This is a genomic window from Phytomonospora sp. NPDC050363, assembly GCF_040655735.1.
Classification (GTDB): Bacteria; Actinomycetota; Actinomycetes; order Mycobacteriales; family Micromonosporaceae; genus Phytomonospora.
Genome location: NZ_JBFAKK010000001.1, coordinates 688,870 through 712,053, shown reverse-complemented (window position 1 = coordinate 712,053; position 23,184 = coordinate 688,870). Strand labels below are relative to the sequence as shown.

The window sequence follows — 23,184 nt, the reverse complement described above, 5'->3', positions numbered from 1 at the left end:
AAGCCGGTGGCTAGGCCCTCGCGGCGTTCAGCGCGGGAGGCGGTACGACCAGGTGCGCAACTGGTGGGCGACGGCGGCGGCCTCGCGGGCCTGCTCGCCTTCGCGGACGCCGCTCTCGATGGCCGTGGCGAGGGCGTTGAGCTCGTCGGGAGGAAGCCGGCTGCTCAGGTTCGACAGCGGAATGCGGGCGATGGTGCCGTCGGAACGGCGTGCGCACAGCACCGGCACGGTGACACTCGCCCGGTTGTCGCGGCGCAGGGGACGCTCGTCGAACCACAGGGCCGTCGCGGTGGCCAGGTCGACGTTCTTGCTGGTGAACGCCTTCTGGAAGGTGACGACCGAGCCGTCGAGGCGCACGTGGGAGCGCAGGATGGACACGGTCATCCAGATGAGTCCGGCCAGGAGAAGCGCGAAGACGACCACCGCGGCGACGGTCCCGACGGGGTTGAGGTTCCCCGAGCGGCCGCCGGTGGTCCCGAGCGCGATCACCGGCACCGAGGCGCAGCAGATCGCGAAGACGGCGAAGAACACGACGACGATCTTGGCGCCGGTCGTGGAACGCAGGCTGAGTTTCACGTGGCCTCCATCGGGTGAGCGAACGGAGATCGTATTCCGCCCGCGCACGCGACGGCCGCGCTCACTCCGTCGCGGTCTTCATGAGGTCCCGGAGGGTGGCCACGTGGGCGGGGTCGCCGGTGACGGTGATGACCTCGTCGCCCGCGCGGCGCCACAGCCACAGCAGCGCGTCCGACGGGGACGCCTCGATGACGGTCTCCGCCTCGCCCGACGCGTCGATGAGGACGCCCTGGGTGGTGGGCCGCACGAACCAGCGGCGACCGCCGGAGCGGAGTTCGACCGTGGGCAGGTCCTCGTCGCGGAATTCGCGGTACTTCACCGAGCCCCAGGCGAGCATGATGTCGAGGACCTCGTCGATGCCGTCGAGGGCCAGCTCGTCGCCGACGGGCGTGACCGGCACGCCGGCGGCCTGCTCGGCGTCCACGCGGTGGACGGCCGTCTCCAGGGCCATGCGCCGGATCCAGAAGCCCACGGTCTGGTCGGGGTCGTACCAGGTCGGCGTCGTCTCCGACGGGTCGCGAGCCTCGAACTCGGCGGTGAGTTCGGCGTGGGCGCGTTCGAGCAGCGCGGGGGTGGCCTCGTGATCGAGCGGCGGCGGCCACTCGGTGGGCAGCGCTCCGGCGCGCATCGCGGCGGCCTTGTGGAGGTAGACGAGCGCGACATGGCGAAGCAGGTCGTCGAGGGTCCAGTCCGGGCAGGACGGGACCCGCCGCTGCGAGCCGGTGCCTGCGAGGGCGTTCAGGAGAGCGAAGTCGGCGTCGACGGCGGCACGCTGAGCACTGGGTTCCATGCGCGCAGGCTACGTCGCGGCACCGACGTTTTCGGCGCTCGCGCGCGCCCGGCGGCGCCTGCGGATGAAGTACAGCGTCCCGGCCCAGGAGAAGGCGACCACCGCGACCACGAGCCAGCGGACGAGGACGGTCCGCTCCTCGGGGTAGATGACGTCCTCGATGTAGGTGTCGATGAAACCGCCGGGTTCGAGGCCGGACTGGCCGGCCTTGGCGCGGGCCTCGTTCTCGAGGTGCGTCAGCGGGCACACCACCGGGTAGACGACGGCCAGCAGTCCCCAGCAGACCATGGCCAGGTGCCCGAACCACGCCTTCGGCCAGCGCCAGGCGAGGAACCCGCCGAAAGCGAGGTAGAGAAGCACGGCGAAGTGCAGGAGCATGACTGCCTGGCCCGCGATCCGGTAGCCCATATGGCCATGGTGCCGGGTTCCGGCGGGGTGTTGGGTAACGGTTCGGAAAGGTCTTGTCAGTCCCGCAGCGGCCCCAGCAGCCACTCCCCTGTGGAGCCGGGCGTGTCGTCGAAGTAGAACGCGCGGATCGCCTCCAGGATCTCCTCTCGGCTGACGAAGCCGTCGCCGTCGGTGTCGAGGCGGTCGAAGACCTTTCCGGCCACCGGTTCGGGAAGGCCCATGAGGGTGCCGGTCCAGCGGATGTGCTCGTCGCGGACGAGGCGGCCGTCGCCGTCGGCGTCGGCGATGTCCATGACCGCGTCGAGGAAGGGAACGTAGCCGGCGTCGAAGGTCTCGGGGGTCTCCAGCAGGCCCGCGCCGAAGGCGGTGCGGTATTCGGCGAGGCTGATCTGCCCGTCGGTGTCGGCGTCGGTGACCGTGGCGAGGTAGTCCCACAGGTCGAAGAGGAGTTCCAGGAGGCGGCCGCGGGCGGGAGAGTCGGCGGCGTGACCGAAGGCGGCACCCATGGCATTGCCGGCCAGGGCGAAGTCGGTGCGGTCGATGTAGCCGTCGCCGTCGCTGTCATAGGTCTCGAAGCGCCGGGCGAGCTTGCGGTCGAGGAATTGCGACTGTGCCAAGTTTCTCAGTCCTTCGGGGTTCGGGCGAACCTGAGAGCCTAGGGCCCCGGCGGTTCGGGGCGGCGGTGAAACGCCGGGGACGGATCGGGCGGGTCCAACACGTACAGCTCACTGGGCCGCCCGTCCTTGTCGAGCACGCGCGAGAAGACCAGCCCGGCGCGCTCGGCGACGCGGCGTGAGGCCGTGTTGCCCGGACGGAGGACGGCGACGACGGGAAGGCCCGGGGCGAACGCCCGCGCGGCCTCCACGCCGGCCCCGGCGACCTCACCGGCGTACCCGCGGCCCCAGGCCGACGGCCGGAAACGGTAGTAGAGGTTGAGGACGGGGACGTCGAAGGCGGCGCGCCGGACGCCGCCGACCCCGGCGACCTCGCCGTCACAGGTCTCGCGGACCATCCAGTAGCCGATGCCGTCGCGAGCCCAGTCGGCCCGCCACGACGCGAGGTCGGCGGCGTTGGCCGCCGGGTCGAGGGTGGGGCCGGCCGGGTTGTGCAGGTTGGTCGCGGGGTCGCTGTGGATCTCGTGATGCGCCAGGGCGTCCTCGCCACGCGGGCGGCGCAGACACAACCGTGCGGTGTGGACGTGCCCGGGCCCGCCGGGCTCCTCCCAGGAGACGATCACGACGCGACGCTACTCGCCCGTGTCCGTCCACAGTGCCGTCGAGCGGATCCCGGCAACCCTCGTCACTGTCCGCATCGGAATGTTAACGTCCCGTTGTCGCACCCGGTGGACGGATGGAGTGGGCATGGCGGCGGCCGTCGCGGAGCAGCAGGCACCTCCGGCGCTGACACGCGGACGGATCAACGTCATCTTCGTGACGATCATCCTCGGCATGCTCATGGCCGCCCTCGACCAGACGATCGTCGCGACGGCGCTGCCGACCATCGTCGCCGACCTCGGCGATCCGGGCCAGATGGCGTGGCTGGTCACCGCGTACCTGCTCGCCGAGACGATCTCCACGGCCGTCGTCGGCAAGTTCGGCGACATGTTCGGGCGTAAGGTCGTCTTCCAGATCAGCGCGGTGGTCTTCATCGCCGGCTCGGCGCTGTCCGGCCTCGCGTGGGACATGACGATTCTCATCATCGGCCGGGCGATCCAGGGCGTCGGCGCCGGCGGCCTCATGGTCACCGCGATGGCGCTGATCGCCGACGTGATCCCCCTGCGCGAGCGCGGCAAGTACCAGGGCGCGATGGGCGCGGTCTTCGGTGTCACCACCGTCATCGGGCCGACCGTGGGCGGCCTGTTCACCGACCACCTGTCCTGGCACTGGTGCTTCTACATCAACGTGCCCATCGCGGTGATCATGATCGCGATGGCGGCCAAGACGATCCCGGTCGTCAAGTCGGCCGAGAAACCGGTCATCGACTACCTCGGCCTGCTCCTGGTCGCCGGCGGCTCCTCCTCGCTGATCCTCGGCCTCGAATGGGGCGGCGACGAGTACGAGTGGGGCTCGCCGGTCATCTTCGGGCTGTTCGCCACGGCTGTGGTGCTGCTGACGGCCTTCGTCTTCGTCGAACGCCGGGCGGTCGCGCCGATCCTGCCCATGCACCTGTTCCACAACCCGGTCTTCACGGTGAGCTCGATCCTCAGCTTCATCGTGGGCTTCGCGATGCTCGGCGCGATGACCTACCTGCCCACCTACCTGCAGTACGTCGACGGCGTCACCGCCACGGCCTCCGGAATCCGCACCCTGCCGATGGTCATCGGCCTGCTCGTCACCTCGATACTGTCGGGGATCATCGTCAGCCGGACCGGCAGATACAAGATCTTCCCCATTGTCGGCACGGCCGTGATGGCGCTCGGGCTCTATCTCATGTCGACGATGGGCGCCGACGCCACCGTGTGGCAGCAGTCGCTGTACATGCTCGTCCTCGGTCTCGGGATCGGGCTGGCGATGCAGGTGCTCACCATCGCCGTGCAGAACACCGTCCCCTATCACGAGATGGGCGCGGCCACCTCCGGCGTGACCTTCTTCCGAACGCTCGGCAGCGCCTTCGGCACCGCGATCTTCGGCACGCTGTTCACCAACAAGCTCAACCCGAGACTCGCCGAGGCCTACGCCCAGTCCCCCGGCATCGATCCGGCGACCGTGGCCAGCCCGGCGGCGCTGCACGCTCTGCCCGACGAGCAGATCACGCTCATCGTCGACGCCTACGCCGACGCCATCGACTACGTCTTCTTCTGGGTCGTGCCCGTCGCGGTCGTGGGTTTCATCGTGGCGTGGTTCCTCAAGGAGGTCCCGCTGCGCGACTCCGCCCGGGCCGGTGTCACCGACATGGGCGAGGGCTTCGCCGCGCCCGACACGCGCGACGAGAACCGCCACCTCGAACGCGCGGTCTCGCAGATGATCGCCGACGACCGCGGAGTCATCGCCGAGGAGATCCTCGCCGACTCCGGCAGCGAACTCGGCAAGGGCCAGGCGTGGCTGCTCGCCCAGGTGCACATCCGCTCGCGCTGGCAGGGCGGGGCGCGGCTGTCGGAGATAGCCGCCGCCCACCACGTCCCGCCGCAGGTGCTGCGGCCGGCCTTCGCCGTGACCGCCGCCGAGGGCTACGTCCGGGTCGACGGCGACCACCTGGCCCTGACCACCGCGGGCCGGGACGAGATGGACCTGCTGGTCGACGCCTGGCAGCGCTGGATCCACACCCGGCTGTCGGACTGGAACAGCGTCGACCGCCAGGAGCAGGCCCGCTTCACCGAGGCGACCCGGGTGCTCGCGGTGAAGCTGCTCAACGAGGACGAGGACCGCTTCGCGACCTCGGTCGCTACGTCCGCGCCTTGATCAGTACCTCGATCCCGTCGAGGACCCGCGCCAGGCCGAACTCGAAGTTCTCCCGGGGCCCGTGGGCGTGCGACTCGGCGTCGCCCGTGCTCAGCACGGTCGGGTAGCGCTCGTAGTCGATGAACTTGTCGAAGGCGGGCGAGATCTGCTCCCACCACTGCTCGCGGGTCAGTCCGGTGCGCCGCTCCTCCTGGATCACCTGCACGGCCGCCCGCGCGGCCCCGTCGACGTATCCGCTCATGAGACTGAGCACCTGGACCATCTCGCCCGGCGTCAGCCCGATCCCGGAGACGCAGGCCAGTTCGTCCTCGTAGACGTCCATGGAGTGAGGGCCGACCGGGTTGCGCTCGGATCCGGCCTGCACCAGCCACATGTGGCGGTGGCAGAGGTCCCAGTTGTCGCGCGCGACCTGTTCGAGCTTTTCGCGCCAGCCCTCTGCGGAGTCGCGACGGGCCGGCCGCTCCGCCTGGACGGCGTCGATCATCAGGCCGATCAGCTCGTCCTTGCCGGGGACATAGGTGTAGAGCGTCATCGCGCCGACGCCGAGGCGTTCGGCGACCTTGCGCATCGACAGAGCCGACAGGCCCTCGGCGTCGGCCAGTTCGATCGCGGCCCGCACGATCGCCTCGATCGTCAGGCCCTGCTTGGGTCCCCGGCTCGACCGTTCGTGGACGCCCCAGAGCAGTTCGAGGGTCCGTACTGAGGTCGCCTTGTGGCTCTCGTCGCTCTTCATCGCTGCCCATCCTAGATCTTAGTACGGTGTACGATATCATCCGTACACCGTACGGAGAGCTCGGAGGTTCCCGTGAGTCGCACGACACCCGCCATTCAGGCCGAGGGCCTGACCAAGAACTACGGAGACAAGGCCGCCCTGGCCGGATTCGACCTCACCGTCCCCGCCGGGACCGTCCACGGCCTGCTCGGCCCCAACGGAGCCGGCAAGACCACCGCCGTGCGCATCCTGGCCACACTCCTGCGCCTCGAAGGCGGCCGCGCCCAGGTCGCCGGACTGGACCTGGCCCGCGACGCGGCGCTCATCCGCCACCGGATCGGCCTCGTCGGCCAGTACGCGGCCGTCGACGAGATCCTCGGCGCCAGGCAGAACCTGTACCTGTTCGGCCGCCTCTACCACCTCTCGCGCGCCGATGCCCGGCGTCGCGCCGAGGAGCTGCTCGAACGCTTCGACCTCGCCGAGGCGGCGACCAAGCCCGTCGGGCAGTTCTCCGGCGGCATGCGCCGGCGCCTCGACATGGCGTGCGGCCTCATCCTCTCGCCACGCGTGCTGTTCCTCGACGAACCGACCACCGGCCTCGACCCGCGCGGCCGCGGCGAGGTCTGGGACTGCGTCCGCGACCTCGTCGCCGGCGGCACCTCGGTCCTGCTCACCACCCAGTACCTCGACGAGGCCGACCAGCTCGCCGACCGGGTCTCGGTCATCGACCACGGCAAGGTCGTCGCCGAGGGCACGCCCGGGGAACTCAAGGCCAGGCTCGGCGGCGACCGCCTCGACGTCGTGGTGCACGACGAGTCCCAGGTGGAGCGGACCGCGGCCGTCATGGCCCGCACCACCGGAAACGAACCGGTCACGGACACCGAGCGGCGGCTGGTCAGCGTGGCGGTCACCGACCGGGTCCGCGCGCTGAGCGAGGTCGTCCGCGCGCTCGGCGAGGAGGGGATCGCCGCCGAGGACCTCGCACTGAGGCGGCCGACCCTCGACGAGGTCTTCCTGCAGCTCACGAAATGACCAGGCCCCCCATCACCGAGAGAGGAACCATGACCACGCTCATCCACCCCGGCCCGCCGACGGGACTGTTCGCCCGCGTCCGCTGGGCCGTCACCGACTCCTGGACGCTCACCGCCCGGGAGACCTCCCACTGGCTCCGCCAGCCCTTCGAGGTCGCCGTCGGCCTGCTCTTCCCGATCATGTTCTTCCTGATGTTCGGCTACCTCATCGGCGGCGACATGCCGGTCCCGGGCGGCGGTGACTACCGCGAACTGCTCGTGCCCGGAACCCTGGCCATGACCATGATGTTCGGCGTCGAGTCGACCATGACCGCGATGGCCGCCGACGCCTCCAAGGGAGTCACCGACCGCTTCCGGTCCATGCCGATGGCTCAGTCGGCGGTGGTGATGGGCCGCAGCCTGGCCGACCTGTTCCAGTCGAGCCTGAGCCTGGTCGCACTGGTGCTGTGCGGTCTGCTGACCGGCTGGACCTGGAAGGAGGGGATCGGGCCCGGGCTGCTGGCGCTGGTCCTGCTGCTGTGGCTGCGCTTCGCGATGCTGTGGATCGGGGTCTACCTCGGGCTGGTCATCCGCAGCACCCAGGCGACCGCCGCCGTGCAGATCCTGATCTTCCCGCTGGCGTTCCTGTCCAACGTCTTCTCCGCGCCCGAATCCATGCCCGCCTGGATCAGACCCATCGCCGAGTGGAACCCGCTCTCGGCGACCGCCGCGGCGGCCCGTGAACTCTTCGGCAGCCCCGGCTGGGGCGGCGACTCCTGGGCGGCGGGGCACTCCCTGCTGCTGGCAGCCTTGTGGCCGCTGGTGATCACGGTGGTGTTCCTGCCACTGTCGGTGCGCCGCTACCGGCGGCTCAGCCGCTGAACCTGCCCAGGGCGAGCGGCACCAGCCGCGCCGTCGCCGCGGCCAGCGGCTGCGGCAGCCGCCCGGCGGGGACCCAGGCCAGGTCGAGGGACTCGTCGCTGATCCGCGGCTTCGCGCCCTCGGCGGCGCGGAACGCGAAGCGCACGTCGTGATGCCACGCCTCTCCCCCACCACAGCGGGCCCGGTGCCGGTCGACGTCGATCGGCACCGGGTCGGCCTCCACGCCGGTGAGGCCCGACTCCTCGGCCACCTCTCGCAGCGCCGCCGCGAGCAGGGTCGCGTCGGTGGCCTCGATGTGCCCGCCCAGCTGCATCCACTTGCGGGCCTTACCGTGCAGGCACAGCAGGACGCTCGCGAGGTCGTGCGAGACGACGAGCGCCGAGGCGGTGACGTGCGCGCCCTCGTTCGCCTTCGACAGCACGGCGGGGCCCTCGACGAGCAGGCCGAGAGTCGCCGCGTGCGCCTCCCGGGCCTGCTCGTGCGGGGTCCAGCGGGTCAGGCGGTCGCATACGTCGTCGAAGAGCACGCCACCGATCCTGCCCGACGTCCATCAGTTGTTGGGCGGTGCCCCGTAGACGTCCTGCACGTAGGCGGTCAGGGACTCGTCGTCTAGGTGCGCGGCCAGGTCGGCCTCGCTGATCATGCCGACGAGCTGCCGGTTGTCGATGACCGGGACGCGGCGGATCTTGCGATCGCGCATGAGCGAGACGACCTCGCCCTGGTCGGCGTCACCGCGCACCCAGGCGAGTTCGCCGTTGGCGAGCTCGCCCGCCTTCACCTCGTTGGGGTCGCGGCCCTCGGCGATGCACCGCACGACGATGTCGCGGTCGGTGATGATGCCGGTGAGTTTCTGGTCGGAACCGCAGATCGGCAGCGAGCCGACCTGGCGTTCGGCCATCATCCGGGCCGCGTCGGCCAGGGTCTGGCCCTCGTCGACGCAGTCGGCGCCGGGATGCATGATGTCGCGAGCCGTGCTCATGTGGAAGACCTCCGGTTATCGGCGGCCACGCGCGGCTGGGGGCGGGGAGTTGCCCACATCAGGCTCCCATATCGCCGCCCGCCGCGCGGTGTATCGCGCGACTCGGCGACGCGCCGGTTCACAGGTCGCGGTCGAGCCTGCGGCGCAGTTCGGCGAGGGCCAGTCCGGCCGCTCGCCGCACGGCGGGATCGGGGTCCTCCTCGGCGTCGTGGAGGATCTCGGCGTGCTCGCCCTCGCCGACGGCGCCCAGGGCGCGGGCCGCGGCGGCTCGCACGCGGGGCGTCTGCTCCTCGGGACCGGCCAGTTCGGCGACGAGTTCGGCGGCCTCGCCGAGTTCGCGGAGGCGGACGAGCTTGGCCGACATCTCGCGCACCCGCCAGGCGCGGTCTCCCAGACCCGAGAGGACCGCCGGGGCGGCTTCGGGGATCCACACGTAGAGCAGCCCGCGGGCGCCCCAGACGCGGGGCCAGTAGCGGTCCTCGTCCGGAGGCGGGGTGCGGCCGAGCTCCCATCCGGCGCCGGTGCCGAGCCAGGTCAGCGGCGGCAGGCCGGGGTCCTCGGGTTCGGCGCGGCCGGTCATCAGGTCGGCGCACCAGCCGGCGACGACGGCCGGGCCGAAGCGCAGGGCTGCCCCGCCGACCAGCTCGCGGGGATGCGCGCCCGGATCGGGCGGCTCGGGTCGTGACATCGCGTACTCCATCTCGATTCGCCGCTGCGGACGGTACGAGTGCCATCACTCGATGATGCGTTCGTCATCGCCGAGTCGTGACAGCACACACTATCGGTGCCTCGCGTCCGCCGACAGCATTGTCCTCACCCCCACCCCGACCGGATAGAGGCGACATGGACGACAGGTACGAAGCGTTCTCCATGGCGGACCCGCTCTTCTACGACGCCATGCACTCGGTACAGACCGCCGGTGAGTCCTTCGCGCTGGCCGGCCGTGAACTGCCCGAGGGCTGGCGGCGCTACGAGCAGGACGACTGGTTCGTCTTCCACGCCGACAACGCCCGGCCGACGCCGGCGCAGGGCTGGAAGATCCACGCTTCGGCCAGTGTCGAGAGTGCCGAGAAGGTCCTGGAGGCGGTGTGGGAGTACTGCATGCCGCGCGACATCGGCTTCAAGTTCCTCCGGTCCAGCGGGGCGCTCGCCGCCCGGGTCTCGAAGTACGCGCCTCGCGGCTACTCCGGAAAGCTCGTCACGATCTATCCGGCCGATGACGCCCAGTGCGAGACCCTCCTCAACGAGCTCGGCGCGGTCCTCGACGGGACCCCGAACCCGTACATCCTCAGCGATCTGCGCTGGGGAGAGGGTCCGCTCTTCGTCCGCTACGGGGCCTTCACGAACCGCTTCGGCGTCGACGACAAGGGCGAGGTCGTGCCCGTCATCGAGACTCCCGACGGGACGCTCGTGCCCGACCGCCGCGATCCGGTCTTCTACGTCCCGGACTGGGTGACCCTTCCGGACTTCCTCAAGCCGGCCTTCGCCGCCCGCAACGCGGTCACGGTCGGGGACCTTCCTTACACGATCGAGAAGGTGCTGCACTTCTCCAACGGCGGCGGCATCTACGCCGGGCGCGACACCCGCACCGGCGAGCAGGTCGTCCTCAAGGAGGGCAGGCCGCACGCGGGCCTCGACTCCGCCGGCCACGACGCCGTGCGCCGGGTGGAGCACGAGCACGCGATCCTCACGCGGCTGGCCGGGATTCCGGGCGTGCCCCGGGTGCACGACCTCTTCTGGCTCGGCGAGCACCGCTTCATGGTCATGGAGCACGTCGAGGGCGACGTGCTCAGCCGCGCCATCGTGCTCAAGTACCCGCTCATCGACGCCACCGCGACCGACGCCGACTTCGCGGAGTTCACCGAGTGGGCGGTGTCGGTGCACGCCAAGGTCGAGGAGACCATCGAGGCGATCCACGATCGCGGCATCGTCTACGGCGACCTGCACCTGTTCAACATCATGGTCGGCGCCGAGGGCGAGGTGCGACTGCTCGACTTCGAGGTGGCATCCACCGTGGAGTCGGGGACCCGAGCGGGTCTGGGCAACCAGGGCTTCGCCGCGCCGAGGTCGATGAGCGGCATCGAGGCCGACCGGTACGCCCTGGCGTGCCTGCGGCTGGCGCTGTTCCTGCCGATGACGAATCTCCTGTGGCTGCACCGGCCTAAGGCCCGGCACTTCGCGGAGATCATCTCCGAGCACTTCCCGGTCGATCCCGCCTTCCTCGACAAGGGTGTCGCGGTGATCGCTCCGCCGACGGCGCCGGCCGAGGAGGTTCCGGTGTTCGCGCCCGATCCGGCGGCCTGGCCGGCCCTGCGCGACGGTATGACGCGGGCGATCATGGCCAGCGCCACCCCCGGCCGCGACGACCGCCTGTACCCCGGCGACGTGCAGCAGTTCGCCGTCGGCGGGCTGGGACTGGCCTACGGTGCCGCGGGCGTGCTCTACGCCCTGGCCTCGACCGGTGCCGGACGCTTCCCGGAGCACGAGGAGTGGCTGCGCTCGCGGGCGCTGAACCCGCCCGGCGGCACCCGTCCCGGTCTCTACGACGGGCTGCACGGCGTCGCCTTCGCCCTGGAGCGGCTCGATCGGCGTCAGGACGCCCTCGACGTCCTCGACATCTGCCTGCGGGAGGACTGGGAGTCGCTCGGCCCCGACCTGTCGGGCGGACTGTCCGGGGTCGGGCTCAACCTGCTCGACTTCGGCGCGCGGACCGGTGAGTCCACGCTGACCGAGGCGGGGATGAAGGCCGCCGCGCTGGTCGCCGAACGCGCCGCCGCCGAGGACGGCGAGGCGACGATGAGCGGCGGAACGGCGCCTTGGGCGGGCTTGATGAGAGGCCGCTCGGGGCAGGCGATGCTGCTGCTGCGGGCCTTCGACCTGACCGGGGACCGCGCCTACCTCGACGTCGCCGCCACCGCGCTGCGCGCCGACCTGCGCTGCTGCCTCCAGCGGGAGAACGGCTCGCTCGAAGTCAACGAGGGCTGGCGCACCATGCCATACCTCGACGTCGGCAGCACCGGTGTCGGCCTCGCGCTCGACGCCTACCTGCGCCGCGCCGAGGACGAACCCTTCGCCGAGGCGCTCGGCCGGATCGACCTCGCCGCCTCGTCCACGATGTACATCCTGCCCGGCCTGTTCTCCGGCCGCGCCGGCATCCTCGCCTACCTCGCCTCCCGCTCGAAGTCCCCGCTCGACGACGAGGCGGTCCTTCGCCAGCTGCGCGGCCTGCCGTGGCACGCGCTGCCCTACGCCGGCGGAATCGCGTACCCCGGGACCGGCCTGATGCGCCTGTCCATGGACATCGCCACCGGCACCGCCGGGATCCTCCTGGCCGTCGGCTCGGTCCTCTCCGGTGAAACGGCCGTGCTGCCGCTGCTCGATCCCAGCCCGGCCCCCATGTCTCCCGCGTCCCCACGACGCGGGCAGTAGGTAAGAAACCCCGAAAAAGGAGCAAAACATGGCCCTTCTGGACCTGCAGGGAATGGAAACCCCCCTGAACGTCACCGTCACCGGTGGCTCGAGCTCGAGCGGCCACAGCTGCCCGAGCAACCTCTCCGTCCTTCTCTGCGGCGGCACCAGCAGCCTCAGCCTGACCCTCTGCCACTAAGAATCGGCGGTAGGCCCGACCGGTCCCGGGGCGATTCGCCCCGGGACCGGTCACATCCACGAGCGGGAGACGACATGTCGGTCCACGGTCCCATCGTCCGGCGCGGCGGCGCCTGGCTCCCCGTCCTGGCCGTCTCATCCCTTTCGGGAGCGGCCGTCGCGCTGGCGCTGCCGACCGTCCTCGGCCGGGCCGTCGACGCGATCGTCACCGGATCGGACAGTGGCCGGTGGCTCGCACTGACCGCCCTGCTCATCACCGCCGGGATCATCGCCGACCTCGTCGACACGCTCGCCGGTACCGTCTGCGTCGCCTCGACCACGGCGTGGCTGCGACGCCGAGTACTCGGCCACCTCCTCGACCTCCCGCCGGTCTCCTCGGCCCGCTTCGACACCGGCGATCTCGTCAGCAGGGTCAGCGGCACCGCGCCCCAGGCCGCACAGTCCGGGCTCAGTCTGGTCACCGTCTTCGCCGCGATCGCCCCGCCCGTCGGGAGTCTGGTGCTCCTGACCCTCATCGACTGGTGGCTGGCCGTGGCGTTCCTCGCCGGGCTCGCCGCGATCGCGCTGGTGCTGCGCACCTACACCCGGCGCACCACCCAGGTCGTCGCCGACTACCAACGCGTCCAGGGCGAGCTCGCCGGGCGGCTGAGCGAGGCGCTGGCGGGCGCGCGGACCATCGCGGCGGCGGGAACCACGGCCGCGGAGCGCGACCGGGTCTTGCGTCCGCTCCCCGAACTGCACCGCCACGGCCGGCTGACCTGGCGGGTGCTGGCCGGCACGGGCGCGAAGGCCGCCGTGGTCGGCCCGATGGTGCTGATGGGGGTGCTCGCCGCGGGGGGGATCGCCCTGTCGCGGCACCGGATCAGCACCGGAGACCTCTTCGCCGCCGGTCAGTACGCGATGCAGGGCGCCGGTCTCGGCGGCCTCACCGGGGTCCTGGGCGGCCTCGCCAGGGCTCGCGCCGGGGTGCGGCGGATGGACGAGGTCCTCACCGAGGACGTCATGCCCTACGGGCAGGCGGTCCTGCCGGCGGGGCCGGGCCGGCTGGAACTGCGCGATGTGAGCGTGGAAGCCGGTGGGCGCCGGGTACTCGACGGTGTCGACCTCGACCTGCCCGGCGGCGCTTCGGTAGCCGTGGTCGGGCGCTCGGCGGCGGGGAAGTCGACGCTGGCGGCCGTGGCCGCGCGCCTTCGCGACCCCGACGCGGGTTCGGTGCTGCTGGACGGGACCGCGCTCGAACAGCTCGACCGCGAGTCGCTGCGCTCGGCCGTCGGCTGCGCGTTCGAGCGGCCGGTCCTGGTCGGTGCCACCGTCGCCGATGCGATCGGCCTCGGCCGCGGCGACGGGTTCGCCCGGCGGGCCGCGGAGGCCACCTATGCCCACGACTGGGTCAGCAGGCTCCCCGAGGGCTATGCCACGCCGCTCGACTCGGCTCCGATGTCGGGCGGTGAGGCACAGCGGCTCGGGCTGGCCCGGGCGTGGGGAGCCCGGCGGCTGCTCGTTCTCGACGACGCGATGTCCAGTGTGGACACCGCGACCGAGGCGCTCATCCGAAGGGCGCTGACCCGCGACCACAGCGGGCGGACCCGGCTGATCGTGACGCACCGGGCGTCCACCGCCGCCGGCTCCGACCTGGTCGTGTGGCTCGACGGGGGGCGTGTCCGCGGGGTCGCCGAACACTCCGACCTGTGGCTCGATCCCGACTACCGCGCCGTGTTCACCAGCGAGGAGGATCCGCGATGAAACGGGAGATCGTCTACGGGCTGCGTTCGCTGCGGCCGCGTCCGCTCACGATGTTCGCTCTGTGGTCGCTGCCGGAGGCTCTCCCGGCCGCACTGTCCGGCGTCGCCGTGGCACGCGCGGTCGACGAGGGTTTCCTCGCCGGCCGGCCCCTTGTCGGGCTGGCGTGGCTCGCCTCGGTGATGGTCGCCGCGGGTATCGGTGCACTGGGCGCTCGGGGGGTGTACCGGCGCCTCGGCGACCTCGTCGAGCCCTTCCGGGACGACCTGGTGACACTCACCGTGGAAGGCGCCCTCAGCCGTGCGGTGCGCGGTGAGGGCGACGACGGGGCGCTGGCCCGGCTGACTCACCAGAGCGAGATCGTGCGCGACACCTACGCCGGCCTGCTCGTGCTGACGCGCGGGTTCTGTGTGACCACGATCGGGGCGGTGGTCGGCTTGGCGTCGGTCTCCCCGCTGGTGCTGGCGTGGACGCTTCCCCCGTTCGCGCTCGGCCTCGGACTGTTCCTCGCGACACTCGGCCTTGCCGCCCGGCGCCAGCGCGAGTACGTGCGCAGCGACGAGGAATTGTCGACGACAGTGACGCGCGTGCTCGGCGGCGCCCGCGACCTCGCCGCGGGAGGCGCCCGGCCCTGGGCGCTCGATCTGGCCGGGCGCGCGGTGGACGCGCAGGCCCGCGCCGAACGCTCCCTCGCAGGCGTCGCGGTGTTGCGCACCCTGTGCTTCGCCGTCGGGGGATGGCTGCCGCTGATCGCCCTGCTCGCCGCCGGCCCCTGGCTGGTCTCACGTGGAGTCACCGCCGGAGCGATCCTCGGCGGACTCACCTACGTCCTGATCGGACTCCAGCCCGCCCTCGGGTCGCTGGTGCAGGGCCTCGGAGGGAGCGGACTGCGGTTCGTCGTGACGCTCGGCCGGATCCTCGACACCGCGGCGACTCCCCCGCCGCCGCCCCAGCCGGCCGCCGGCCGGGCGCTCGGGCACCTGTCGGTGTGCGGCCTGACCTTCGCCTACGGGCCACGAGCGGCGCCGGCGCTCGACGGCCTCGACCTCGACCTGCCGGCCGGTTCGCACCTGGCGGTCGTCGGCCCCAGCGGTATCGGGAAGTCCACCTTCGCCGGGCTGTGCGCGGGACTCCTGGAGCCCGGCGCGGGGACGGTGACCATCGACGGGCACGGCCCCGACTCGCCGGAACTGCGCGTGCTCATTCCACAGGAGGCCTATGTCTTCACCGGGACCGTCGCCGAGAACCTGTCCTATCTTCGTCCAGGGGCCTCGGCCGGTGAACTCGACCGCGCCGCCCAGGCCGTCGGCGCCGCGGCGCTGGTCGCTCGGCTCGGTGGGCACGACACGGTGATCCGTCCCGCCGACCTCTCGGCCGGCGAGCGCCAGCTGCTCGCACTGACGCGCGCCTACCTCTCCCCCGCACCCGTCGCCATTCTCGACGAGGCGACCTGCCACCTCGACCCGGCTGCCGAAGAGCGCGCCGAGACCGCCTTCGCCGCGCGCGGCGGGACTCTCATCGTGGTGGCCCACCGGATCAGTTCGGCCCGGCGGGCCGGCTCGGTGCTCGTCCTCGACGGCACCAGCGCCGTGCACGGCGATCACACGACGATGCCCGAGCGCTCGCCGATGTACCGCGAGCTGCTCGGGCACTGGGAGGCCGCGGCTCAGATCCAGCCGGCGTCCTGAGCGATCCGCACGGCCTCGATACGCGTGCGCGCGCCGGTCTTCGACAACGCGCGCGAGAGGTAGTTGCGGACCGTTCCCGCGCTGAGGAAGAGGTGGGCGGCGATCTCTCTCGTCGGTGCTCCTCTTGAGGCCATGAACAGCACCTCTCGTTCTCGGTCGGTCAACGGGTTGTCACGTGCGGACAGCATCGCCAGGACGAGGTCCGGGTCGATGACGGGTTGCCCGCCCGCCAGTTCGCGAATTCCCGCGATCAGCCGCTCGGGCGAGGTGTCGGTGCCGATGAGCCCGACCCGCGGCCCCAACGCCGCGATCGCCCGCCCTGCCGGTGCCTGCCGTTCCAAGAGGATCAGCACGCCGCAGGCCGGCGCCTTCGCTCGCAAGGACTTGCACAACTCGTCCACGGGCGGGCCGCCCGGGAGGTTGGCGTCGAGCACCACGATGTTCGGACGCTCGCTGATGGTCGTGAACAAGACCTCCTCTCCCTTCGATCTCTCCGCGACGACGCGCAGGTCCTCCTCCTGTGACAGGAGATTCGCCAGCGCCGTACGCCACAATGTCCTTTTTTGACATAGTAAGATGCGAATCAACATGCTCCCCGACTTACGGCCCCTGCATTTTTTGACTCCGGCCGCACTTACATACCCTCCATGGAGCCATTCACTCCCCATGGATCGGCGAGTCTTGCCTCATTAGCGTAATTAATCGTAAGCGAACCGTCAATTGCGGATTGGGGAAACTCCCACGAACATGCGAAGCATTCCGCGAACGATTAAGAGCCATTCAGGTTACGGGTTGCAGCTGTCGGATACGCGACAAGCAAAAGGTTGACCTGCTCATTCGGTCGACTGTCAGAACTGGGGCAAACCAGTCCGTCACTCGATCGGGCGACACTCCGGCAATTCATGCCCGCCGCTTTACATGTTTCCACGGCTGCGACCAGACGGCCGGAAGAAGAAATTCCACCACGTGGACGGCCTTACCGAAAGTGTTATTCAGCGGTTTACGCCCGACCATTTCCCCGACGGCCACAAAACCTCGGCCAGCACTGTTTAGCGAACCGCATTGGGCAAGCGCGGTCCCGCCGTTCGCGCGAGACCGGCCCGCTCGGGGACCGGGCGGCGTAGTTTCGGGGCATGTAGACGCGTCTCCCAGGGACGGTGACATGCCAGCCGAACGCCAGACCGAAACGATCGACGGCCATGAGGTCTCCCTGTCCAAACCGGACAAGGTGATGTATCCCGACGCCGGCTACACCAAGGCCGACGTGGTGGGCTACTACCGCCGGATCGCCCCGATCATCCTCCCCCACCTGCGCGACCGCCCGGTCACCCGGATCCGGTACCCCAACGGGACCGGCACGCGGCCCTTCTACGAGAAGAACGCCCCGGCCGGGACGCCCGACTGGGTCCGCCTCGCCACGCTGTCCACGCCCGGCTCGTCCAAGGGACGCGACACCGCCGACTTCCCGGTCGTCGAGGACACCGCCACCCTCGTCTGGCTGGCCAACCTCGCGGCCCTCGAACTGCACACCACACAGTGGATGATCGGCGACGACGGCGAGACGCGCCGCCCCGACCGGCTGGTGGCCGACCTCGACCCCGGCGAGCACACCGGTATCGAGGACTGCGTCGAGGTCGCGCTGCTGCTCCGGGAGCGGCTGGCAAGCGACGGCCTCACCGCCTATGCCAAGAGCTCGGGGAAGAAGGGTCTGCACATCTGCTGCCCCATCTCCGGCGAGCAGTCCGATGGAGACGTCTCGGCCTACGCCAAGGCCTTGGCCAAGGAGCTGGAGGTCGAGCGGCCGGAGCTGGTGACCGCCAACATGCTCAAGAAGGAGCGCGACGGCAAGATCTTCATCGACTGGAGTCAGAACAACGCCGCGAAGACCACCGTGGCCCCCTACTCGCTGCGCGGGCTGGGCGTACCCACCGTCTCCGCGCCGATGACCTGGGACGAGGTCGAGGCCGTCCGCGAGTTGCGCTTCACGCCCGACGAGGTCTTCGAGCGCGTCGACGAGGGCGGGGACTTGTGGGAGCCGATGCTCGAACGCGGGCCGAAGGTTCCCGAGGTCGAGGCGCCCAAGCGCAGGAAGCGCGCCGCCCGCCCCAGGAGCTGAACACGGACGCGCAGGGGCACCGGTCGTCGCGACCGGTGCCCCTTCCTCATGTGGTGCCGCCCGTCAGGACCGCTACCGCTTGGTCTTGTCGTCGGTGTCCTTGCCGTCCCGGTGGTCGGGCTGGCGCACGTAGATCTTCGGCAGCGTGACGCCGTTGACCGACAGCTTCACCGTCGGGTTGGCGCCGGCCTTGAACACGACCGTGCGGGTGTAGGTGCCGTCGGTGTTGACCGGCGGGCCCTCCTGCTTCTTGACGTGGGCGAAGACTCCACCGTCGCGCACGGCCCAGATGACGGTGTCGTCGAAGCCCGGCCCGAGCCGGTTCTTGAACTTGTCCAGCGGGGTGACCGTGATCTTGACGGCCTTCATCCCGGGAGGCGCGTCGCGCAGGGTCTCCTTGCGGATGACGCTCGTGCGGGAGCTGACGCCGATCGCGGCCAGGGCGGACTGGTCGAGGCGCTGGCTGAACACGTTCCCGTCGGTGTCGGTGCCGTCGACGAAGAGCGTCCAGTTGTAGACGCCGTCGGCGTTGACCCGAGCGAAAGTGTTGGTGTACGTGCCGTCCCCGTCGCGGTCGTGCAGCAGGTCCGTGCCGTCGACGAACAGGCCTCCCTTATCGCCGGCGGGCTGGCAACGCGGCAGCCCGCGCCAGTCGAACTTCGCCAGCAGCGCCTCGATCAGCGCCGAGCGGCCCCGCGCCCGGTCCTTCGCCGAGCGGATCCGGCGCTTGTTGCGATCGATGTCGTCGGCGTCGAGATCGCTGAGCATCTCGCCAAGGCCGCCGTCGGGCGCGTCGAGGACGGCGCGCACGGTGGCGCCCCGCACCCGAGCGAAGTCGTGCCTGATCCGCACGGCGAGATTCATGTCGTCGCCGGTGTCGTAGTCCTTCTTGTCCAGCGTCAGCGCCGACTTCACGTGGAGGTCCTCGAAGGCGATCACGTCCGAGGAAGCCGTGGTCACCGTCAGCGGCTCCGGGACACCGGCGTTGAGCCGCCGCACGCGCCAGATCTGCGAACCCGCACCGAAGGCCGTGGCGTTCGGGACACCGATGTAGTGGTGGCCCTCGAAGGTCTGCACCGGAATCGGCTCCACCACGAAGGCCGAGCCGTTCCAGCGCGCGATCTCCACCGTTGTCGGCGTCACCGGGCTCACGGAGATGTCGCGCAGGACCGCAACACCGAACTTCTCGGCACTGGTCGTCGTGAAGAACACCTCCGTCTGCGGAGGCGCCGGCTGTGGCGCGCCCTCGTCCTGTGTGTAGCGCGGGGTCAGCTTGTTGATCTCCTGGGAGATCTTGAGCATCGTGGTGAAGCGGTCGATGAGCTCGCCGACGGTGACCGCGGCGGCGAAGTGCCCCTTGGCGACCAGGCTGTTGAGCACGGCGTTGTTCGGCGCCGAACCCAGTCCGATGGTGAACAGGTTCAAGTCGGGATGGGAGGCGATCGGGTTGATGTCGGGGATCGCCGGGAGGACCGAGGGCGCGATCCGCTGCGACCAGGTCATCGGGTTGCCCGGGTCGGCTCCCGGCCCGACCTTGACCGTCCCGGCGTTCTCGTCGCCGTCGGTCATCAAGACGACCGTGAAGCGGGCATCGGCCGGCAGGCCGCCGTTCTGGAGCGTCTGGAGCCCGAAGGCCAGACCGTCGCCGATCGGGGTGCAGCCGCCCGGGTTCCCGAAGATCGTCGCCCCGATGTTGGCCGCGACCTGCTCGGGCTTGTCCATCCCCTCGACAGCGGTGTTCAGCGGCGACACGACCGCGTTGACCGGCGGGCGTGGATCGCGGAAGGTGCAGTCGTCGTCCTCGAACACCGTGATGCCGATCGCGTCCTGCGGATCGACGTTGTTGCGGAACTCGCCGAAGAGGTTGACGAAGATCCGCGCGGCCGTCTTGGCGTTGTCCCAGCGGTTCTCGGCGGCCATGCTGCCCGAGCGGTCGAGGACCAGGACCGCCCGCTGCGGTCGCGGCTCGATGGTGGTGTTGAAGGTCCCGCGCGCGCTCAGGAAGTCCGGGTCGTCGGGCGTGATCCCGCTGTGCGTGACATCAACGGTCATCGGGACCGGGATCGACCCGTACACGCCGGGCAGCGGACTGGGCGCCAGGGAGGCGTCGATCAGCTGGTAGGTCTGGCTCACGGACGGATCCGAGGGCAGGCCGATGATCGCGATCAGTCCGGTGTGGCCGAACTCGTACTGCGGCGTCGGCGCCGGCAGGACCAGGTCGCCGGCGAGGGCGCGCACGACGGTCGGCGTGGCCAGCGGGCCGACCGCGTCGTCGGCGGTCAAGGTGAGCAGTTGCTGTTCGAGCAGGTTCGGCGAGAGGCCGTTGAAGGCCGCCACCGGGTCGCAGACGAGGCGCACCACGTTGGAGTTGAAGGCGTTGTCCACCGAGAAGGTCCAGATGACCGGGTCGTCGGCCTTCACCCGCAGTTCGTAGTGCTCGTTGAGGACACCGGCCTCCGAGGGGTCCTGGATGTTGCAGGTGAGCTGGGTCGTACCGCCCCCGGTGAAGCGGACCACGCTCACGTCGCGGCCGCTGATCGCGACGCTGTCGACCACGCCGTCGGCGAGCGCGTCGAGGTCGATGGATCCCGTCGGAACGCTGACGCGGCGCAGCTCGATGGACAGCCCGGCGGGTGCCGGGGAGGGGTAGGCGACGGTGAAGGCACGCGGGATGTTGTTGAAGTCGAGGATCGCGTTCGCCACGAAGGCCTTCGACCCGGTAATGGTGTACGAGGCGGCACCTGGGGTGCTGGGAATGATGGCGGGCATGGTGGAGCCTTTCTGTGGGCTAGATGGCGGTGACGATCCGCTTGGCGAAGAGGTCGAAGTTCCCGGCGCCCGGCCGGTCGCTTCGCCACAGGACCCAGATGCCCTGGCCCGCAACGAGCACAGGGTGGGGGTTCTGGTCGTTGGCGGGGTTGGAGATGACCTGCTGTGCCGCACCCCAGACCCCGGTCGCGGGGTCGCGCCTGCGCAGGAAGATCTCGTTGAGCGAACCGGTGACCGGGCGTGTGGCCAGCAGGAAGTAGCTCCCCTGGGCGTCGCGCACGGCGGCGGGAGTGATGTCGGTGTCGCTGTTGGGAACGGTGACCACGGCGCCGGTCGCCCAGGCGCCGCTGCCGGCCGTGACGGCCTTGATCGCGGTGTCCTTGTAGATGACCATCGCGTCGTTCCCGGTGACGCCGAGGACGTAGGGGTCGGTGCCCGCCAGTGGCGCGGCGACGACGTGGTCGACGGCGGAGCCCGCGGGAGCGGCCGGGTTGAAGCGCAGGAGGTTCATGGTGTTGCCCGCCGTGGTCACGTAGGCGACCCAGACCACTCCCCCGGCGGCGGCGGCGTGCAGGCCGCCTGCGACGGCTCCGGTGGCGTGGAGTTGCACCGGGTTGGCGTCGACGAAGGTGTTGTCGGTGTGCCGGTAGCGGCGGAAGAACCAGGTTCCGGTCGCCGCCTGGCGGGTGAAGATGGTGACGATGTCGGCGACGAGCACCGCGAAGGGCGTCTCGTCGGCGGTTCCGGCGGTGGCCGCGACCGGCTGCTCGACGGCGGCCGGCAGTCCGGCGAGGTTGGCGCGCTTGAGCACCACGTCGGTGGCGGCGGCGCCCACGTTCCCGGTCTGGTAGGCCACGACGAACTCGCCGTTGGGCAGTGCCACGGCGGTCGGTTCGATGTGGGTGGTGCCCGACGTGACGGCGACGGCGGGGCTGAAGCCGAGTTCGGGCGCGGCGAGGTCCATGCGGGCGGAGAAGATCTGGTTGGTGCTCGACACCCGCGGCGAGATCCAGAAGGCCGTGAGGCCGTTGAGCGTGTCGACGACGAAGGCGCGGCGGATGGTGTCGGAGCCGGCCCCCGGCGAGACGGACAGGTCGGGCGTGGTGGGCAGCTGTCCGGCGAGGAGGGCGTTGATGGCGTCCCGGAAGCTGATCGGCGGGCGGCCGCCGCCGCGCCGGTACTCGTAGGGGTCGACGCCCAGCATGTCGCTGACCAGGTGGGACGGGGGCGAGAGCAGGCGCCGCTGGCGGCGGTCGGTGATGTGCCCGTCGGCGATCACATCGACGCCGGTGAAGCGGTTGATGTGCGCGATGGTGCTGTAGGAGTGCCCGGGCAGCCGCGGCCCGGGTGAGCTCTCGGGATGGGCGCGCACGACCCATTCGCGGCGGGTCCGCGCGCAGGTCTCCACACCGAGTCCGGCGTGCACGAGCGAGGGGTCCTCGTCGGGTGTGACGAGCCGTTCCCACACGTCGAGTTCGACGAGGACGCGGTGGTCGGTCGCGGGGGTCGCCAGCGCCGCGACGACGGGGACCCCGAGCTTCGCGGCGAGCGCGGCCGCGCCGGGCTGGCCGGTGTGCAACGGCTGGGCGGTGAAGGCGATGTCGGCGGGGATGATGACGTCGAGTCCGTCGACGATGTAGCGCCCGACCTGCCGCAGTGCGGCCTCCACGGGTGGCAGCGCTCCGGGCGGGCCCTGGGTGCCGGCGCGGATGGTGAAGCCGTTGCTCAGTCCGCCGGTGATCTGGTAGCCGTCGTTGCCGTCGGGGACTCCGTCTCCGACGAACCACTTCAGGAAGGCCCGCAGTTCGAACTTGCGGATGTCGTCGAGTGTGTTCACGTCGGCGTCCACGATGGACACGCCCTGCTGGAGCCGGACGTTGACGTGTGCGAGCAGCGGGTTGAAGGTGCTCGGCGTGATGGTGGCCATGGGTCGGGCTCCTCGCGGATCGGCTAGAACACCAGCCAGATGGTCCGCTCCAGCGTGCTGGCGGGATCCTTGGCGATGGCGGGGTGTGTGCGGTAGTTGATGAGGACCTGCACGTTGTTGAGGCGGGCGACGAGGCCGAACTCCCGCAGCGTGCTGGTGGCGTGGTTTCCGTCGGGCCAGCCGGGCACTCCGGGACCGAGGACGGCCTTGAGCTGGAGGGTCCCGGTGGGCTGGGCGGAGATGGTGCCGTTGGTGGGGTTGATGAACTCGAGCTGGAGTTGTGCGCGCGGCACCAGGTGCGCATTGGCGTCGACGAGGGTCGCCTGGTTGGGTGAGGGCTGCGGCGGCCCGCTGCCGTCCCAGGCGGGCAGGCCCGCCCCGACGGCGAGTCCGACGACGCCTTCGCTGGTGGTCGGGGCGCCGCGGATGAAGCCGGCGAGCAGGCGTCGGCAGTCGGAGACGATGGTGTTGCGCACCCAGCCGCGGTCCCAGATCGGCCTCCCCTCGGCGTCGTAGAGCACGTCGCGGAACTGGCCGTAGAGGCCTTCGGCGGGATGCTCGTGGTGGTCTCGGTTCTCCATGG

The 23,184-nt window shown here is 70.7% G+C and carries 21 protein-coding genes; 8 read left to right on the top strand and 13 right to left on the bottom strand.

The window, feature by feature from the left end; genetic code table 11:
- Positions 1-27 precede the first annotated feature (27 nt).
- From AB0I28_RS03065 to AB0I28_RS03045, 5 genes are all read right to left on the bottom strand, one after another.
- A complete protein-coding gene (locus AB0I28_RS03065) occupies positions 28-576 on the bottom strand; it encodes a hypothetical protein (protein WP_357489012.1) in 549 nt (182 codons plus the stop codon).
- Between the two features lie 61 nt (positions 577-637).
- Positions 638-1,366 carry a maleylpyruvate isomerase family mycothiol-dependent enzyme gene (locus tag AB0I28_RS03060; protein ID WP_357489011.1) on the bottom strand — a complete coding sequence of 243 codons (729 nt, stop codon included), beginning with the start codon at positions 1,364-1,366 and terminating at the stop codon, positions 638-640.
- A 9-nt stretch (positions 1,367-1,375) separates the two neighbouring features.
- Positions 1,376-1,774, bottom strand: a complete 399-nt coding sequence (locus AB0I28_RS03055; protein WP_357489010.1) for a DUF2784 domain-containing protein — start codon at positions 1,772-1,774, stop codon at positions 1,376-1,378.
- 56 nt (positions 1,775-1,830) lie between these two features.
- A complete protein-coding gene (locus tag AB0I28_RS03050; RefSeq protein ID WP_357489009.1) occupies positions 1,831-2,391 on the bottom strand; it encodes an EF-hand domain-containing protein in 561 nt (186 codons plus the stop codon).
- 38 nt (positions 2,392-2,429) lie between these two features.
- The gene (locus tag AB0I28_RS03045) at positions 2,430-3,011 is read right to left on the bottom strand and encodes a GNAT family N-acetyltransferase (protein ID WP_357489008.1); all 582 of its coding nucleotides are present in this window, start codon (positions 3,009-3,011) and stop codon (positions 2,430-2,432) included.
- Positions 3,012-3,135: 124 nt separating this feature from the next.
- Between AB0I28_RS03045 and AB0I28_RS03040 the strand changes: the two genes are divergently transcribed.
- Positions 3,136-5,172, top strand: a complete 2,037-nt coding sequence (locus AB0I28_RS03040) for an MDR family MFS transporter (protein ID WP_357489007.1) — start codon at positions 3,136-3,138, stop codon at positions 5,170-5,172.
- On the opposite strand, the gene AB0I28_RS03035 is transcribed toward AB0I28_RS03040, so the two are convergent.
- Positions 5,156-5,905 (bottom strand): TetR/AcrR family transcriptional regulator, encoded by a 750-nt coding sequence (locus AB0I28_RS03035; RefSeq protein ID WP_357489006.1) that lies wholly within the window; start codon positions 5,903-5,905, stop codon positions 5,156-5,158. The genes AB0I28_RS03040 and AB0I28_RS03035 overlap by 17 nt on opposite strands.
- Positions 5,906-5,977: 72 nt before the next feature.
- Here AB0I28_RS03035 and AB0I28_RS03030 point away from each other — a divergent pair, with 72 nt between their 5' ends.
- Complete coding sequence (locus tag AB0I28_RS03030; protein WP_357489005.1) at positions 5,978-6,916, top strand: ATP-binding cassette domain-containing protein; 939 nt, start codon at positions 5,978-5,980, stop codon at positions 6,914-6,916.
- Positions 6,917-6,945: 29 nt separating this feature from the next.
- Positions 6,946-7,776, top strand: a complete 831-nt coding sequence (locus AB0I28_RS03025) for an ABC transporter permease (protein WP_357489004.1) — start codon at positions 6,946-6,948, stop codon at positions 7,774-7,776.
- Here the strand turns inward: AB0I28_RS03025 and AB0I28_RS03020 are convergent.
- From AB0I28_RS03020 to AB0I28_RS03010, 3 genes are all read right to left on the bottom strand, one after another.
- Complete coding sequence (locus tag AB0I28_RS03020) at positions 7,766-8,302, bottom strand: NUDIX domain-containing protein (protein WP_357489003.1); 537 nt, start codon at positions 8,300-8,302, stop codon at positions 7,766-7,768. The two genes, AB0I28_RS03025 and AB0I28_RS03020, sit on opposite strands and share 11 nt — an antisense overlap.
- A 24-nt stretch (positions 8,303-8,326) precedes the next feature.
- On the bottom strand, positions 8,327-8,755 hold the full coding sequence (locus AB0I28_RS03015; RefSeq protein WP_357489002.1) for a CBS domain-containing protein: 429 nt from the start codon (positions 8,753-8,755) through the stop codon (positions 8,327-8,329).
- 118 nt (positions 8,756-8,873) lie between these two features.
- Positions 8,874-9,443, bottom strand: a complete 570-nt coding sequence (locus tag AB0I28_RS03010; protein ID WP_357489001.1) for a HEAT repeat domain-containing protein — start codon at positions 9,441-9,443, stop codon at positions 8,874-8,876.
- A 155-nt stretch (positions 9,444-9,598) separates the two neighbouring features.
- Between AB0I28_RS03010 and lanKC the strand changes: the two genes are divergently transcribed.
- The 4 genes from lanKC to AB0I28_RS02990 all read left to right on the top strand — a co-directional run bounded on the left by lanKC (position 9,599) and on the right by AB0I28_RS02990 (position 15,789).
- Positions 9,599-12,184 carry a class III lanthionine synthetase LanKC gene (gene lanKC / locus AB0I28_RS03005; RefSeq protein ID WP_357489000.1) on the top strand — a complete coding sequence of 862 codons (2,586 nt, stop codon included), beginning with the start codon at positions 9,599-9,601 and terminating at the stop codon, positions 12,182-12,184.
- Between the two features lie 28 nt (positions 12,185-12,212).
- Positions 12,213-12,362 (top strand): SapB/AmfS family lanthipeptide, encoded by a 150-nt coding sequence (locus AB0I28_RS03000; RefSeq protein ID WP_357488999.1) that lies wholly within the window; start codon positions 12,213-12,215, stop codon positions 12,360-12,362.
- A 74-nt stretch (positions 12,363-12,436) separates the two neighbouring features.
- Entirely contained in the window at positions 12,437-14,104 is a 1,668-nt protein-coding gene (locus AB0I28_RS02995) for an ABC transporter ATP-binding protein (protein ID WP_357488998.1), read from the top strand.
- Positions 14,101-15,789 (top strand): ABC transporter ATP-binding protein, encoded by a 1,689-nt coding sequence (locus AB0I28_RS02990; protein WP_357488997.1) that lies wholly within the window; start codon positions 14,101-14,103, stop codon positions 15,787-15,789. Before AB0I28_RS02995 ends, AB0I28_RS02990 begins: the two co-directional genes overlap by 4 nt.
- Here the strand turns inward: AB0I28_RS02990 and AB0I28_RS02985 are convergent.
- Positions 15,768-16,379 (bottom strand): response regulator transcription factor, encoded by a 612-nt coding sequence (locus AB0I28_RS02985; RefSeq protein WP_357488996.1) that lies wholly within the window; start codon positions 16,377-16,379, stop codon positions 15,768-15,770. The genes AB0I28_RS02990 and AB0I28_RS02985 overlap by 22 nt on opposite strands.
- 572 nt (positions 16,380-16,951) lie before the next feature.
- Here AB0I28_RS02985 and ligD point away from each other — a divergent pair.
- A complete protein-coding gene (ligD, locus tag AB0I28_RS02980) occupies positions 16,952-17,905 on the top strand; it encodes a non-homologous end-joining DNA ligase (protein WP_357488995.1) in 954 nt (317 codons plus the stop codon).
- A 72-nt stretch (positions 17,906-17,977) separates the two neighbouring features.
- On the opposite strand, the gene AB0I28_RS02975 is transcribed toward ligD, so the two are convergent.
- The 3 genes from AB0I28_RS02975 to AB0I28_RS02965 are packed head-to-tail and all read right to left on the bottom strand — an operon-like array spanning position 17,978 to position 23,182.
- Positions 17,978-20,674, bottom strand: a complete 2,697-nt coding sequence (locus tag AB0I28_RS02975; protein WP_357488994.1) for a vWA domain-containing protein — start codon at positions 20,672-20,674, stop codon at positions 17,978-17,980.
- A 19-nt stretch (positions 20,675-20,693) separates the two neighbouring features.
- Positions 20,694-22,601, bottom strand: coding sequence for a DUF6519 domain-containing protein (locus AB0I28_RS02970; RefSeq protein WP_357488993.1), 1,908 nt, complete (start codon positions 22,599-22,601; stop codon positions 20,694-20,696).
- A 23-nt stretch (positions 22,602-22,624) separates the two neighbouring features.
- On the bottom strand, positions 22,625-23,182 hold the full coding sequence (locus tag AB0I28_RS02965; protein ID WP_357488992.1) for a hypothetical protein: 558 nt from the start codon (positions 23,180-23,182) through the stop codon (positions 22,625-22,627).
- Between the last annotated feature and the right edge of the window lie 2 nt (positions 23,183-23,184).